At 70.8% G+C, this 15238-nt stretch carries 13 protein-coding genes and 1 pseudogene; 10 read left to right on the forward strand and 4 right to left on the reverse strand.

Features of this window, described 5'->3' with window-relative positions; all coding sequences use genetic code 11:
* Positions 1 to 166: 166 nt before the first annotated feature.
* From ACZ3I4_RS31590 to ACZ3I4_RS31605, 4 genes and pseudogenes are all read left to right on the forward strand, one after another.
* Positions 167 to 1426: pseudogene (locus ACZ3I4_RS31590) on the forward strand (M14 family metallopeptidase); the annotation flags it as partial.
* A gap of 71 nt (positions 1427 to 1497) precedes the next feature.
* Positions 1498 to 1989, forward strand: coding sequence for a YciI family protein (locus ACZ3I4_RS31595; protein ID WP_465385694.1), 492 nt, complete (start codon positions 1498 to 1500; stop codon positions 1987 to 1989).
* Between the two features lie 906 nt (positions 1990 to 2895).
* Positions 2896 to 4023 carry a sensor histidine kinase gene (locus ACZ3I4_RS31600; protein ID WP_465385695.1) on the forward strand — a complete coding sequence of 376 codons (1128 nt, stop codon included), beginning with the start codon at positions 2896 to 2898 and terminating at the stop codon, positions 4021 to 4023.
* Positions 4004 to 4522 carry a GrpB family protein gene (locus tag ACZ3I4_RS31605; protein ID WP_465385696.1) on the forward strand — a complete coding sequence of 173 codons (519 nt, stop codon included), beginning with the start codon at positions 4004 to 4006 and terminating at the stop codon, positions 4520 to 4522. Before ACZ3I4_RS31600 ends, ACZ3I4_RS31605 begins: the two co-directional genes overlap by 20 nt.
* 295 nt (positions 4523 to 4817) lie before the next feature.
* Here ACZ3I4_RS31605 and ACZ3I4_RS31610 read toward each other — a convergent pair whose 3' ends face one another.
* A complete protein-coding gene (locus ACZ3I4_RS31610; protein WP_465385697.1) occupies positions 4818 to 5483 on the reverse strand; it encodes a TetR/AcrR family transcriptional regulator in 666 nt (221 codons plus the stop codon).
* A 109-nt stretch (positions 5484 to 5592) separates the two neighbouring features.
* Here ACZ3I4_RS31610 and ACZ3I4_RS31615 point away from each other — a divergent pair, with 109 nt between their 5' ends.
* The 5 genes from ACZ3I4_RS31615 (at position 5593) to ACZ3I4_RS31635 (ending at position 9473) form a co-directional block, all read left to right on the forward strand.
* Positions 5593 to 6531, forward strand: a complete 939-nt coding sequence (locus tag ACZ3I4_RS31615) for an SDR family NAD(P)-dependent oxidoreductase (protein ID WP_465385698.1) — start codon at positions 5593 to 5595, stop codon at positions 6529 to 6531.
* Between the two features lie 65 nt (positions 6532 to 6596).
* Entirely contained in the window at positions 6597 to 7421 is an 825-nt protein-coding gene (locus tag ACZ3I4_RS31620; RefSeq protein WP_465385699.1) for an alpha/beta hydrolase, read from the forward strand.
* A gap of 114 nt (positions 7422 to 7535) precedes the next feature.
* A complete protein-coding gene (locus tag ACZ3I4_RS31625; protein ID WP_465385700.1) occupies positions 7536 to 8129 on the forward strand; it encodes a bifunctional 4-hydroxy-2-oxoglutarate aldolase/2-dehydro-3-deoxy-phosphogluconate aldolase in 594 nt (197 codons plus the stop codon).
* Between the two features lie 304 nt (positions 8130 to 8433).
* Entirely contained in the window at positions 8434 to 9234 is an 801-nt protein-coding gene (locus ACZ3I4_RS31630) for an AfsR/SARP family transcriptional regulator (protein ID WP_465385701.1), read from the forward strand.
* Positions 9235 to 9275: 41 nt separating this feature from the next.
* Positions 9276 to 9473, forward strand: a complete 198-nt coding sequence (locus ACZ3I4_RS31635) for a hypothetical protein (RefSeq protein WP_465385702.1) — start codon at positions 9276 to 9278, stop codon at positions 9471 to 9473.
* Between the two features lie 110 nt (positions 9474 to 9583).
* On the opposite strand, the gene ACZ3I4_RS31640 is transcribed toward ACZ3I4_RS31635, so the two are convergent.
* On the reverse strand, positions 9584 to 10006 hold the full coding sequence (locus ACZ3I4_RS31640; RefSeq protein WP_465385703.1) for a hypothetical protein: 423 nt from the start codon (positions 10004 to 10006) through the stop codon (positions 9584 to 9586).
* 69 nt (positions 10007 to 10075) lie between these two features.
* On the reverse strand, positions 10076 to 12970 hold the full coding sequence (locus ACZ3I4_RS31645; protein WP_465385704.1) for an AfsR/SARP family transcriptional regulator: 2895 nt from the start codon (positions 12968 to 12970) through the stop codon (positions 10076 to 10078).
* On the opposite strand from ACZ3I4_RS31645, the gene ACZ3I4_RS31650 reads away from it, so the two are divergent.
* A complete protein-coding gene (locus ACZ3I4_RS31650; protein ID WP_465385705.1) occupies positions 12969 to 13439 on the forward strand; it encodes a hypothetical protein in 471 nt (156 codons plus the stop codon). The genes ACZ3I4_RS31645 and ACZ3I4_RS31650 overlap by 2 nt on opposite strands.
* Here ACZ3I4_RS31650 and ACZ3I4_RS31655 read toward each other — a convergent pair whose 3' ends face one another.
* Positions 13440 to 15233 carry a RiPP maturation radical SAM C-methyltransferase gene (locus ACZ3I4_RS31655; RefSeq protein ID WP_465385706.1) on the reverse strand — a complete coding sequence of 598 codons (1794 nt, stop codon included), beginning with the start codon at positions 15231 to 15233 and terminating at the stop codon, positions 13440 to 13442.
* Between the last annotated feature and the right edge of the window lie 5 nt (positions 15234 to 15238).

The following is a 15238-nucleotide window of genomic DNA, read 5'->3' on the forward strand; positions in this document are numbered from 1 at the left end:
GATCCGGCCTTGACGATGTCGTAACGGGCAGTCCCGGACGGGTGGCCGCCGGCCGGCCCGGGCCTATAAGGCCGTAAGAGGTATTCAATGGCATGCCCGAATAGATTGCCATCGATGCACCGCCAGTGGTGGGGTGTGGACACCATCTTCCCCCTGGAGGTCGTTCATGAGACGACGACGTACGGCCGTGGCCGCCCTGGCCGTCGCGATGCTGGGCGCGCTGGTCGCCGGTGTGCCCGCCGACGCCGCGCCGGCCGGGAGCACGGAGCCCGCGCAGTACGAGATCTACGACGTGCGCGGCGCCGGGCAGCGTAACCAGATCGCGCGTACCGGCGTGGCCATCGACAGCGTGGAGCACGCCGTGGTCACGGTCACCGCCACACCGGCCGAGGTGCGCGCCCTGCAGCGTCAGGGATTCACCGTGCAGCCGGTGCTGTCCACGTTCGACTTCCCGCCGTCGGACGCGCCCTACCACAACTACAGCGAGATGATCGCCGAGGTGAACCGGGTCGTCGCCGCCTATCCCGCCATCGCGAGCAAGCGCACGATCGGCAAGACGTACGAGGGCCGCGACATCGTCGCCGTGAAGATCTCCGACAACGTGGGCACGGACGAGAACGAGCCCGAGGTGCTCTACGACGCCAACCATCACGCGCGGGAGCACCTGACCGTCGAGATGGCGCTCTACGTCCTCAACCTCTACACGAGTGGCTATGCGAGCGACACGCGCCTCCGCAACGTCGTGAACAGCCGCGAGCTCTGGATCGTCCCGTCCGTCAACCCGGACGGCTCGGAGTACGACGTCGCCACCGGCAGCTACCGGTCGTGGCGCAAGAACCGTCAGCCCAACAGCGGCTCGTCGAACGTCGGCACCGACCTCAACCGCAACTACGGCTACCGCTGGGGCTGCTGCGGCGGCTCGTCGGGCAGCACGTCGTCGGCAACCTACCGCGGCCCGTCGGCCTTCTCGGCCCCCGAGACCCGGGCCGTCCGCGACTTCGTCACCAGCCGCGTCGTGGCCGGAAAGCAGCAGATCCGCGCGGCGATGGACTTCCACACGTACTCGGAACTGGTTCTCTGGCCGTTCGGTCACACGACCGCGAACACGACCACGGGGATGACGACGGACGACTACAACACGTTCTCCACGTTCGGCCGGCAGATGGCCGCGACGAACAACTACACGCCCGAACAGTCGTCCGACCTGTACATCACCGACGGCGACCTGCTCGACTGGCTGTGGGGAACGCACAAAATCTTCGCCTATACGTTCGAGATGTACCCGCGTACGTCGTCCGGGGGTGGCTTCTATCCGCCGGCGAGCGTCATCACCCGCGAGACATCGCGCAACCGGGAGGCCGCCCTGTTGCTGGCCGAGGTGGCAGACTGCCCGTACAAGGTGATCGGCAAGCAAACCACGTACTGTTCCTGACCGTTCCGCCGATGCCGCCCGGTGCTCGTTCACCGGGCGGCATTGCGTGTCCGACAGAGGTATTCGTGCAGTTCTTTGTGTACGGCCGCGACCGTCCCGGCTCCCTGCAGCTGAAAATGGAGCTCACCGAGAGGCATTGGACCTTCCTCGACCCGTACGCGGACCGTCTCATCGCCCGCGGCCCCACCCTCGACACTCACGGCGAATCCACCGGCAGCCTGCACATAGCCGACCTGCCCGACGTCTCGGCCGCGCGCGCGTTCGCCTATGAAGAGCCCTACTACCAGGGCGGGGTGTTCGAGTCGGTGACCCTCTGCCGCTACGTCTCCCTGCTGGGCCGCACAATCCCGGCGACCGCGGGTTACCTGGTCATGGCCGGGGGCGTCTCCCCGATCACGTCCAAACACCTTTTCGCGTACGGCGACCTGTTCGCCCTCGACGGCGCCGCCCACGTGGGCCGGGCCGCCCTCCTGGAAGCCCCCTCCCTCGAGGCCGCCACCCGCTCCGCCCCACCCGACGCCACCGTCTACCCATGGCGAGCCGGCGGCCGCCGCTGACATCCATTCACCCATGGCAAGCCCGCGGCCCTCGCTGACGCCGGCAGCGTCCATCCACCCCATGTCCAGCCACCGCTGACGCCGCCGGCATCCCTCACCCATGGCAAGCCGGCAGCTCTCGCTGACGCCGCCGGCATCCGCCCTGTCTCCGACCGCCCGGCAGCCGACGCCGCCGGCATTCATCCGCCCGTGGCGCTCCGGGTGACCGCTGCGGACGCCGGCAGTGCCCGTGCGCCCATGGCGAACCCCCAGCGACCGCTGACGCCGATAGCGTTCATCCACCCTGTCGCAGGCCAGCGGCCGCAGCCGACGCCCGAAGGTTCATCCACCCCGCGGCAAGCCGGCAGCCACAGCCGACGCCGAGCGTTCATCCACCCCGTCGCAGGCCGGCAGCCGCAGCCGACGCCCGAAGGTTCATCCACCCCGCGTGGCAAGCCGGCAGCCGCAGCGGAAGCCAGAAATGCATCGGCCCGTGGCGATCCCCTGACCGCTGCTGACGCCCACAGCACCCCCTTTGCCCATGGGACCCCACAACCGCCGCGCCCGCCGGGAGCGCCCATCCACCCGTCGCACGCCAGCGGCCGCAGCCGACGCCCGACGTTCATCCACCTAGAAGCGATTCCCTGCCCGCTTCTGATGCGCACAGCACTCGTCCGCTCACAAAACCCGGCAATCGCGCAGACGCCATCAACATTCGTCCACCCCGGGCTAGTCGGGCCCGCTACTGACGCTGGCAGCGTTCGTCCGCCCGCGGCGATTGGGGCGGGCGTCGGTGACGCCGGCCGGCTGCCGCCCGGTAACCCGGCGGAGCGGCCCGGGGCACTCCCGTATACTCGGAAAATATACCAGAACGGACTTTTTCGACTTCTCGGAACCGGGCCGCGCGCGGCGGCCCGGCAAGCCGGGGTGCTCCTGATTCTGGCGGGCCTGCTGGCCTTGCTGGGAATCGGCAACGATCCGGCCCGCGCGGACCGGCTGCTGCTGGTGGCGGCGTGCGACTTCGCGGTCGGCTTCGTGGCCCTGCTGCCGCAGTGGAGCCGGGTCAGACCGAACACGTCCGCCTGGCTTGGGCTGCCCTCGTTCGCGGTGCTCGGCCTGTCCACTTGGTCGTTCGGCGGCTCGGCCAGCGGCACCGGGCCGTTCCTGGTGCTCGTCTACGCCTGGGCGGCGATGCACTTCCCCCGCTGGATCCTGCTCGCCTACGCGGTGCCGGCCACGCTCGCCTATCTGGTCCCGCTCATCCTCACGCACCAGCCGCCGCTCGTATTGAGCAGCGCGCTCATTCTCATGCCGGTCGCGATCGCCGTCGCGTTGCTCATCGAGGCCCAAGCGCGCCACTTGCGCGAGGATCGTGAGCGACTTGCGCGCATCGAGCAGTGGCGCGCGGCCATGATGAGCACACTCGCGCACGATGTGCGCACTCCGCTGAGCACTGTGCGCATAGTGCTCGAGGAGCTGCAGCCCGAGGCGACGCCGCCGGTAGCGGACATGCTCGACGCCGCCCTGCGGCAGACCGCGCGCATCACCCGGCTCGCCGAGGGACTGCTCGACGTGCAGCGGATCGACAACGAGGGCCAGCTTCAACTCGAACTGCGCGAATATCCGGCACGCGCACTCGTGAAGGAATCGCTCACCCATGTGCGCAACACGGACACCGGCGTGACGGTCGACATCGACGACGCGCAAACCCTGTACGTGGACAAGCAGCGTTTCGAGCAGATCCTCGTCAACCTGCTCACGAACGCCATGCGCTATGGCTCGCCGCCGGTAGTCGTGAGCGTCATCAGCGGAACCGGCCACGACCGGCTCGAGGTGCGCGATCACGGCCCCGGCATTCCCGGCGAGCTGCGCGGACGGTTGTTCAGCCAGTTCGCGGTCGGCGGCTCCGAGGGCACCGGGCTCGGCCTGTGGATCGTCCGGCAACTGGCCGCGGCGCACGGCGGAAGCGCCGTCGCCGAGGCACGCGACCCGGGCGTGGCCATGGTCATCACGTTTCCCTCGTTAGCATCACCAGGTGACCATCGAGATTCGTGACTACGATCCGGCGTGGCCCGCGCTGGCGGCACAGGCCCTGCAGGAGGCGCTCGCCGCCCTGGGCGACACGGTGACCGCCGCGGAGCACGTGGGCAGCACCGCGGTGCCCGGCCTCCCGGCCAAGCCGATCATCGATCTGATGGCCGCCGCCCCCGCGCTGGAGGCGGTGCGCGAACGCGCAGCGGCGTTGAGCGAACTCGGCTACGCCTACGTCGAAGCCGGCATGCCCCGGCGGCTGTTCTACCGCCGCCCCGGCTACCACCTGCACATCGTCACCACGGACACCTGGGAAACGCGCAACCAGCGCATCCTGCGCGACCACCTACGCCAGAACGCACCGGACCGGGCCGCATACGCCGCCCTGAAACGCCGCCTGGCCACCACCAGCCCCGACGGCGACGCCTACACCGAGGGCAAGACGGCCCTGATCCAGCAGATCATGGACCGGGCCCGCGCCGAACGAGGCCTCCCGCCAGTGAACGTCTGGGAAGCAGGCTAGCCGGTCCCTCCCGGCAGGCCGCACGCCATCACGGCCCGGAAGCCCGCCCTGGCCATCGAGCACAGTCCCGACGGCGACGCCCACACCGAAGACGAGCCAGCCCTGATCCAGCAGATCATGGACCGGGGCCCGCGCCGAACGCGGCCTCCCGCCAGTGAATGTCTGGGAAGCGGGCTAGCCCGGCCTTCTCCCGCAGGCCGCACGCCATCACGGTCCGACAAGCACGCACCCCGGGCGACGAACATGCCAGCCCCAGGCCGATGAACAGGCCGCCTCCGGGCGGACGAGCGCACCGTCATTGGCGGGGCAGCACGCCCAGGAGGGTCGCGGTGAGAGCCCGCTTCAGGTAGTCCTTCAGCTCCAGATGGAAGCGGGCCAGCTCGGGTTCGGCCTCATAGGCGGCCTGCAGGCTGGGCGGCGGCGTGCTGTACGCCGGCAGCGCACCGGCCGTGAGCATGGCCTGCAGGCTGAACAGCGCCGCGTCCTCGCCCAGCTCCGGCAGGCACTTCTGGATCAGTCCGGTCATGGTGGTCAGGCGTTCCAGGGAGGCGCGCTTGTAGCGGGCCACGACCTCGACCGAGACGTTGTGGTCCAGCACGCTGCTCTGGGCGCCGAAGAGGTCGCACATCACCGTCCGGGCGGACAGCGAGCGGCTGAGAATGTCGGCCACCGCGGCCGCCCGCCCGGCCATGGGCAGATCTTCGTCGACGCCGGCGTTTAGCTCGCCCGCCAGTTCCGTCAGCCACTCCTGCAGGAAGTGGTCGAGCAGTTCGAGCAGCACCGCCTCGCGGGACTCGAAGTAGCGCAGCACGTTCGGCTTGGCCAGGCCGACGCGGCGGCTGAGCTCGTTCAGGGTGATCGCGGCCACCGGCATCTCGTCGAGCATCGCCGACGCCATGTCGAGGATCGCCCGCCGACGGATCTCGCGCTGCTCCTCGGTTCGTGCTCGCTGAAAAGTCACGACGATCAGCCTAACTTAAGTACCTCCGGTACGTTGACTTCGTACCGGAGGTACTTTAATGTCGAAGGGGCAAGATACCTTCGGTACTTTAGTTGATCGGGAGCCCAGCATGAGCGACAAGTGGACGACGGCGGCCATTCCGGACCAGCGCGGGCGGGTGGCCGTGGTGACCGGAGCCAACACCGGACTCGGGTACGAGACGGCCAAGGCGCTCGCCGCGCGCGGGGCGTCCGTGGTGCTCGCCGTGCGCAACGTCGAGAAGGGCGAGCAGGCCGCGGCCGGCATGACCGGCGACGTGACCGTGCAGGCCCTGGACCTGACCTCCCTCGACTCGGTCCGGACCGCGGCGGCGGCGCTGCGGTCGCGGCTCGACCGGATCGACCTGCTCATCAACAACGCCGGCGTGATGTACACCCCGAAGCAGACCACCCGGGACGGCTTCGAGATGCAGTTCGGCACCAACCACCTCGGCCACTTCGCGCTCACCGGGCTGCTGCTGGACCTGATGCTGCCGGTGCCCGGCTCGCGCGTGGTGACCGTCAGCAGCACCGGCCACCGCATCCGGGCCGCGATCCACTTCGACGACCTGCAATGGGAGCGTTCGTACGGCCGGGCCGCCGCCTACGGTCAGTCCAAGCTGGCCAACCTGATGTTCACGTACGAGCTGCAGCGTCGCCTCGCGCCGCACGGCACCACCGTCGCGATGGCCGCGCATCCCGGCCTGTCCAGCACCGAACTGGCCCGCAACAGCCCCGCGGCCCTCCGCCTTCCGCTGACCTGGCTCGCGCCGCTGATCACCCAGACACCGGCGATGGGCGCGCTGCCGACCCTGCGCGCCGCCACCGACCCCGCCGCGCTCGGCGGCCAGTATTACGGTCCCGGCGGGCGCAACGAGATCAAGGGCCACCCGCGGCTGGTCACCTCCAGCCCCGAGTCGTACGAGGTCGCCGTCCAACAACGGCTGTGGGCCGTGTCCGAAGACCTCACCGGGGTGACGTTTCCGGTCGCCCAGGCCAAGCCGGGCTCGTACAAGCCCGCCGCGATCTAGGCCGCGAAGTCACCCGACGGGAATTCCATGGCCGGCGAGGCGGGGCGGACCCTACTGTCTCGCGAGTGGTTCATGTCGAGCGCTTCCGGCCGCTTCCTGTCGATCAGTCCGACGTCCGCTACGAGCACGGGCCCGACTCGATGCGCCGCTCGGAGGTGCCGGCCGGGCGGACCCTCGAGTTCGGCCACGACGACAGCGCCGTCTATCCGGGCACCACACGCAAATTCTGGATTCACGCTCCCGCCGGATACAAGCCGTCGGCGCCGGCGAGGCTGGCCGTGTTCCAGGACGGCTGGTGGTATCTCGACCCGGACGCCGAGATGCGCGCGGCGATCGTGCTGGACAATCTCGTGCACAGCGGCGACATCCCGATGACCATCGGCTTGTTCGTCGACCCGGGTCGTCGCGGCACAGAGAAGAACCGCAACGCCGAGTACGACGCCTTCGACGATCGGTACTGCACGTTTCTGATCGACGAGGTCATCCCGCAGGTGAGCGAGAGGTTCAGCATCACTGCATCGGGTTGGGCCATCTGTGGCGGCAGCAGCGGCGGGAACTGCGCGTTCACGGCGGCCTGGTTGCGTCCCGACCGGTTCGACCGGGCCATCTGTTGCCTTTCGAGCTTCGTCCAGATGCCCGGCGGCAACCCCTACCCCGCCCTGATCCGCGCCGTTCCCCGCAAACCGCTCCGGCTGTTCCTCCAGGCCGGCCACCGCGACCTGCGGTGGAACGAACCCGACAACAACTGGCTGGCGGCGAACCTGCAAGTGGCCGCCGCCCTGGCCGAGGCCGGCTACGACTTCCGCCTGGCCCTGGGCGACGGCGGCCACAACCCCAACCACGGCGGCGTCCTGCTCCCCGACGCACTCCGCTGGCTGTGGCGCCCCTGAAGATGGGTCAACGCGAGGGGGCGCCACAGCTGCCCCGCCGAGCCCCGGACGAAAGACAGGCAGGGCAAGGAAGGCGGCGTCCGAAGGGATAATCGCCGAGTGAATCGAGACGGCATGAATTTCGACGAGATCTTCGGCGACCGGCGCGTCATGGCGATCCTGCGCGGTCTGCCGCCGGAGGAGACCGTCGCCGTCGCGGGCAAACTCTGGGACGCGGGGGTGAGCGTGCTCGAGGTGCCCATCGCGACGCCGGACGCGATCGACTCCTTGCGGGCGGCCGTGGACGCCGCCGGGGAGCGGGGGCTGCGGGTCGGGGCCGGAACGGTCATCACCGCCGAGCAGGTACGCGCGGCGGCCGCGGCGGGCGCGCAGTACACGGTTGCTCCCGGGCTGGACCTGGCCGTGCTCGCCGCCAGCCAGGCCGCCGGAATGCCGCACCTGCCCGGCGTCGGTTCGGCGACCGAGGTGCAGCGGGCGTGGCTGGCCGGCGCCCGATGGCTCAAGGCCTTCCCGGCGGCCGCGCTCGGGCCGGCCTGGATCTCCGCTCTGCGAGGGCCCTTCCCGGACGTCTGTTTCGTCGCCACCGGAGGGCTGTCCATCGCCACCGCCCCGGGTTTCCTCGACGCCGGCGCCCGGGTGGTCGCGCTGGGCGCCGCCCTGGCCGACCCCGCCCAGCGCGAACAGATCGGCGAGCTACTGAGCGCGTGAGCCGGAGCCCGCCGCAAACAGATCGGCGAGCTACTCAGCGCGTGAGCCGGAGCCCGGCGCGAACAGATCCGCGAGCTGCTCAGCGCCTGACGCCGGAGCCCGGCGCAAACAGATCGGCGAGCTACTCAGCACGTGAGCCGGAGCCTGGCGCGAACAGATCGGCGAGCTACTCAACGCGTGACGCCGGAGTGAGCAGGCTAGCCGGCTCGGGGCCGCTGCAACGACGACTGCAACGGGCAGTGCAAGCCCGCCCGGCAGCATGAGCCGCTGAAGGAAAAGGTGTCTCGGCACAGGAGTGACAGCCATGATTCCGACCGATGGAAGACCTCTGCTGGCCGCGCGGTTCCTGGGTGGCTTCCGCGTCACGATCGACGGCGTTCAAGCTGACACCGTTTCGCGCCGGCGGGTCCGGCACGTTCTGGCCTACCTGCTGGCCCACCGCCGGGCCGCGGTGCCGCGTGACGTTCTCACCGAGACCTTCTGGCCGCACGCCGAACCGACCGCCGCACGCAACAACCTGCACGTGACGTTGACGGGGCTGCGCCGGGTTCTGCGCGCGGCCCACCCGCTGGCCGGGGTGGAACGGCGGTTCGACACCTATCGGCTGCCTGACTCCGTGGCCGTCTGGACGGATCTCGAGCAGTTCGAGCACCATCGCGCGGAGGCCGACCAGCTCGAGCGCCGCGGCGCGCACGCGGCGGCGATGCGGGAACGTGAGGCCGCCTGCCAGCTGTACGAGGCCGACTTCCTGGAGGACGACCGGTATCTCGAGTGGGCGGCGCCGGTCCGTGAGTCGCTGCGGCTCGACATGATCGACCTGCAGAGCCGGCTGATCGACGGCTACCTGGAGGAGGGCACGTACGGGCCGGCGACGTTCCTGGCCCGGCGGCTGGTCGAGGCCGACCCGTGCAACGAGCCGGTGAACCGGCAGCTCATGGCCTGTTACGCGGCGGCGGGGCTGCGGCATCTCGCGCTCGCCCAGTATCACCGGCTGACCGAGCGCCTCTGGGACGGTCTGCGGATCCGGCCGTCATATGCCACAACCGCGTACTTTCACGAACTGCGCAACCCGCGACACGACGGATTGACGCTGATGGCATCGTGAGCCGCCGGGCCGCCGGCCGGGCGGAGGCGTACGGTCGGAACATGGCCATCGAGCATCGGCTGCGAGCCACCGCGAACCCCAGTGGACTGCTGTTCGCCTGCGAGGACGACCTGTGTGGTCGGCGCCTGGTCATCGACCGGGAGACCGGCGAGATGGTGGTGATCGACCACGGCGACCGTGCGGCCCTGCACAGCGGCTCGATCGGCGAGGTCAGCCTGGCCCCACCGGAAATAGCCTGACCGGGCGGACACCGATGGCGACCTCCGAGCAGGGAGGCCGCCACCGGGTGCTCCGTGGCGATAACGCGATAAGGCGAGAAACGCGATAAGGCGATAACGCGATCAGGCGGTCAGGCGATCCGGACCACGGGCCCCTCGACGATCGCGGCGACGTCGCTGTTCTGGCCGAAGTTGCGGTGCGTGAGCACGGTGACCAGCTTGTAGACGCCCCCGGTGGGCGGGGTCGGGTTGTTCTGGATCGGTGCCTGCGGCGGCACGATCACCGTCGACCGATACTTCGTGCCGCCGTTGAGCGGCACGGTGTCGGATCCGATGCGCAGTTCCGGGCCCGGCCCGATCGATTCCGCGTAGACGCTGACCGTCCACACGCCACCGAGAAGCAGGGCGGCCAGAGCCGGGATCTCCCACTCGGTCTCGACCTTGAACGGCGCGTTGGCCTCCAGTACGTTGGTCGGCTCACCGTTGTTGTCCTTGACCTCGGCGGTGAACTGGCCCTTCCCGAACAGCACGTTCGGGAACTGGATGTCGGACATGTCTTCCTCTCCGCGACAGCGCGATGCTGTCTACGAGAGACACAGTGCAGCCCCCCGGTTCGCGGTTTCTTACTCCCGGCTTAGCGGCCCGGCCGGATCCGTTAAGAGCCGGGAACGGGCGGCGTCGGCGTCCGGCGAGTCCAGCCGCTCCAGCACCTCCACCGCCCGCTGCCAGGCCGAGACGGCCGACGGGCGGTCCCCGGCGGCGGCCCGGGCGTCCCCGAGGTTGATGAGCGCGTGCCCCTCGTCGAGGCGGTCGCCGAACTCGACGTACAGCTCGATGGCCTCGGTGTAGTAGGCGGCGGACTCGTCGTACCGGCCGAGCTTGAAGTGGGCGCGGCCGACGCTGTCGAGCGTGTCGGCCTGGTCCCACCGGTCGCCGAGACGGCTCTGCAGCGCCAGCGCCTGCCGGCAGTAGTGCAGCGCCTCCTCGTGCTCCCCGAGGCGGGAGTGGAACCAGCCCAGCGCGTTGAGCGCCCGCGCCTCCCCGGCCTCGTGCCCGCCCCGCCGGAAATGGTTCAGGGCCTCCTGGACGTAGGCCAGCGCCTCGCGGTAGCGGCCCTCGCAGTCGAGGACCCAGGCCAGCGACCGGCGTGCGTGTCCCATGCCGGTGTGTTCGCCGAGGTTCTCGAAGATGCCGTACGCGATGTGCAGTTGCTGCCGCGCCTCGGGATAGCGGCCGAGCCGGATGTACGCGACCGACAGCCCGACCCGGGTGACCGCCTCGCCCCGCGGTTCGGTCAGCCGCTTCGCCGCCGCCAGGGCCAGTTCCTGCGCGGCGCCGAGGTCGTGGGCACGGCCCTGCCGGTCCAGGAACGGAATCAGCGTCCAGCCGAGCTGCCAGGCGTGCCGGTCCAGCCCGTCGCGGACCGCCTGCCGCAGCGAGGCGAGCAGCACCGGTTCCTCGGCGGCGAACCAGGCCAGTGCGGCCCGCTGGTCGGCCGGCTGTTCGGTGCGGGCGCCGGGCACGGCCGGTTCGAGCCCGATCAGGTCGTCGCGGAACTCGCCGAGCATCCGGTCGGCGGCGTACGCGGTGTGCAGATAGTGGTCGAGCATGCGCCGGACCGCCGCGTGCCGCTCCTCGTCGGACTCGGTCTCGGCGGCCAGTTCGGCGGCGTACGCGCGCAACAGGTCGTGCTGCCCGAACCGTCCGGGTGCGCGTTCGGCGACCAGATGCGCGCGGGCCAGCTCGCTCATCTGCGCGTGCAACGAGGCGGCGGGCACGGCGGCCAGTCCCCCGGCCGCGGCAAGTGAGATCTCCGGGCCGGCGTGCAGGCCGAGCAGCCGGAACAGGCGGGCGGCGGGCCCGGTCAGCGCCTTGTAGGAGCAGGCGAACACCGCCCGTACGTTGGTGACCAGATCGCCGGCGTCGAACGGGTCGAGGCTGCCCTGCGCGCGGTGCAGTTCCTCGGCGGTGGCCGACAGCGGGAACTGCGGGTGGGCCGCCGCGCGGGCGATCACCACCGACAGCGCGAGCGGCAGCCGGGCGCAGGCGTCGATGATCTGACGGACGGCGGCCGGCTCGTCGTGCACCCGGTCGCGGCCGAGCCGCCGGCCGATCAGGTTGCGGGCCTGCTCCGCGCTCATCAGGTCGACGTGCACCGGGCGGGCGCCGTCCAGGGCGACCAGGCTGAGCAGCTCGTTGCGGCTGGTCACGACGACCAGGCAGCCGGGCGTGCCGGGCAGCAGCGGCCGCACCTGAGCGGCGTCGAGCGCGTTGTCCAGCACGATCAGGATGCGCCGGCCGGCGACGACGCTGCGATACAGGGCGGCGTGCCCGTCGGGGTCGGCGCCGATCCGGTCGGCCGGCACGGCCAGCGCCTCGAGGAACCCGCGGATCACCTTGCCCGGCTCGGTGGCCTCGCCGTTCGGGTCGAACCCGCGCAGGTTGACGTAGAGCTGACCGTCGGGGAACCGATCCCGTACGCGGTGAGCCCAGTTCACGGCCAGGGTAGTCTTGCCGACCCCGGCCGTCCCCGAGATCGCGGCCACGCCCGCGCCCAGGCCGGCCAGCCGGTCGAGCTGGGCCAGTTCGGTCTCGCGGCCCACGAAGTCGGGCAGCGCGTGCGGCAGTTGGGCGGGCACGGCGGCCGGCGCGACCGGTTGTTCGCCCGCGTCTCCGGTCAGGATGCTCTGGTGCAGCCGTTGCAGCGGCGCGGCCGGGTCGACTCCGAGCTCGTCGCGCAGCAACCGCCGGGCATGCTGGAAGGCGGCGAGCGCGTCGGCGCGGCGCCCGGCCTTGGACAGCGCGAGCATGAGCAGCTCGTGCCACCGCTCGCGCAGCGGATGCTCGGTGACCAGGCGGCGCAGCTCGTCGACGACCGCGGCGGCGTCCCCGGCGGTCAGGTCGAGTTCGATGCGCTCCTCGAGCACGCCGAGCGTCCGTTCCGTCTGCCGTTCCCGTTCGGCGTCGAGGAACGGGCTGGTCAGGCCGTCGCCGAGCGGGCCGCGGACGAGCAGCAGGGCGTCCCGCAGCTCGCCCGCGGCCGCTTGCGGGTCGCCGCCGTCGCGCATCGTCCGGGCCCGGCGCGCCCCGGCCTCGAAGCGGGCCAGGTCGAACGCGTCGTCGTGCACGTTCAGCCGGTAGCCGGAGCCGGTCCAGGACAGCCGGCTGGTCGCCGCGTGCGCGACCCGGTCAGGTTCGAGCAGCCGCCGCAGCCCCGACACGTGCCGCTGCACGAGGTTGACCGCCGAGGCGGGGGCGTTCTCCCCCCAGACCGCGTCGATCATCGCGGCCAGGCCGAGCGGGCGGTCGCGGTGGAGCAGCAGGACCGCCAGCACGACCTGCTGCTGCACGGGCCCGAGGCGTACGGGATGACCGCCGCGGCGGACGGTGAGCGGGCCGAGCACCTCGAAGGTCAGTGCAACGCCCGGTGCAGTGGTTGATGCAGTGGTTCCGGCGACGATCGTCGCCGACGGTCCGGGCGGGTGCCCGTTCCGGACGGGGGAGAAAGGAAACGACATGACCAGGACACTCCTGCCCGTGCTGGCTCGGTTGATGATCGGACCGCCGCGCGGGACGGCTCCGGCGCCGCCCGATCAGGCGATCTATCCGGCCGGCGGCGACGGCTGGTCGGTCACCGCCTGCGCGTCGCCGTCCGAGACGCCGTGTTCGATGCGCGCGTCGGCGATCGCTTTCGTGCAGTCCGTCGAGGGGGCGAACGGCACCTATGTGCGCAGTCTGGTCGTGCAAACGGACGCTTCCGTGCGCAATCCGTACGTGTTTGCCCGGGTGACGCTGACGATGGCGGTCGACGTGGTCGACAACGTGGGTGTCACGCTGGCGACGTTCCGGCACGAGGTGTCGGCCCGGCCGTGGATCGACCCGAGGGGCAACAGCGCCGTGGTGAGCTGGATCGACAACCGGGTGATGCCGGATCCGCGGCTCAATCGCATCGATCATCTCCGTATCCGTTTCTCCAACGCCGTCTGACTACCGGCCCGCGACGGCCGGCAGGGCCAGCGCGAGCGCCGTGTCGTTCTCGAGAAACATCAGGCCCAGCCGCTCGAACTCGATGAGCGATTCCTGCACGTTTTGCGCGTTCAGACCGGCCCTTTCCCGTACGGCATTCGCGCGCGCCGGACGATCCGAGCACGCCGCGTAGATGTCGGCGGCCGGGCCGTCGAACGTGTGCGTGCACTCGTGCCCGGGCTGGCGCGCGTCATAGATCTGCAGGTGGCGCGGGGCGTGCCGGAACGTCAGCGAGGGTCGCTGGGGGCCGTTCCAAGCGTGCTGCCACCCCGCGACCGAACGGCGCAGCCCGTCGTACGCGTCCGCGGGCAGGGCGCCGGCCACCTCGAACTCGAAGAAGTAGGCCACTCGCTCGAGATCGATCGACGGCGGGTAGACGTACGCGTAACTCCGCTCGGGCCGGCGCCCGCGCACCCGATCATCGGTGAACAGCGGGCTGAACCGCTCGAGCCAGATGCGGTCGGCGCCCGCCGGTGGTTGCAGGTGGGCCAGACGCGGCACGAGCGCGGCCTGCTCCGCGTAGTCCTCGCGGGTCTCCTCCGGAAAGCCCCAGATCAGGTTCCACTGCACGTCGACGCCGTAGTAGAGCGCCCACCGCAGCAGGTTGATGTTCTGCCCGGCCGTCGACCCTTTGCGCATCAGGGCGAGGACGTGGGTGCTCAGCGACTCCAGGCCCGGCTGCACGCGGGTGACCCCGGCCTGGGCCAGCAACCGCACCTGGTCGCGCCGCAGGTTGGCCTTGACCTCGTAGAACAGCTCGTACCCGCGCTGCCGGCGGGCCAGTTCCGGCAGCAGCGTACGCAGATATCCGGTGTCGAGAATGTTGTCGACGGCCGCGAACCGGAACCGGCCGTGACGGCGGGCCTGCCGGTCGAGCTCGTCGAGCGTTCGATCGGGCGGCTTTGCGCGGAACTGCATGGTCGTGGCGTTGAGGCCGCAGAACGTGCAGTGGTGTTTCTCGCCCCACCAGCAGCCGCGCGACGTCTCGATCGGGATCCAGGCCCCGTCGTTCCCGCCCGCGGCGAAGAACTCGTCGTAGTCGGGCATCACCGTGGACGGCCCGGCCGGGATCTTCGGCGGGGTCGCGGTCACGCTGCCGTCGGCGTTGCGGCGGGCGACCCCGGGGATTGCGGCCGGGTCCTCCCCGGTCGCCAAGGCGTGCAGGAACTGCGGGAACGACTCGTCGGCCTCTCCGCGGATCGCGTAGTCGAGCCCGTCGATCGTGCGGACCCATTCGGCGCCCATCTCGTCGTCGAAGTTGGCGCCGCCGAACACCGTCACCACGCCGGGATAGCGGTGCTTGAGCCGCCGGGCCAGCGCGAACGACGCGGTGTTCTGCTGGAACGTGCAGGTGAACCCGACCACACTGCCCTCCCACCCGTACGCGTCGGCCAGCTCGTCCAGATAGGCCGGGATCACCTCGTCGCGGATCCGCAGCAGCTCGCCGTCCGGCAGGCCGGCCGGCCGGTCGTCGAGCAGGCCGGAGCCGAGCAGGGAGGCCCCGGGGTCGGGCGCGTCGCCGCCGAACGCCGCGACCGAGAACAGCCACTCCCCCAGCATCCGGTCGCGATGCTGGGCGAGCGCCTCGTAGGCGGCCGGGCCGATCCGGGCGGCGAGGCCGAGGTTGGCGTGCACCGTCCGGGCCGGGAAGCCGTGCTCGCGGGCGATCGCCGCGAGCAAGCCGGCCTGGATCGAGGGACGGTCGGTGCCGTGGAACGGCATCGACACGATGACGACCGGCCGGGCCGTCTTCATCGCAC

The sequence above is a fragment of the Actinoplanes sp. NPDC021490 genome (assembly GCF_055562135.1).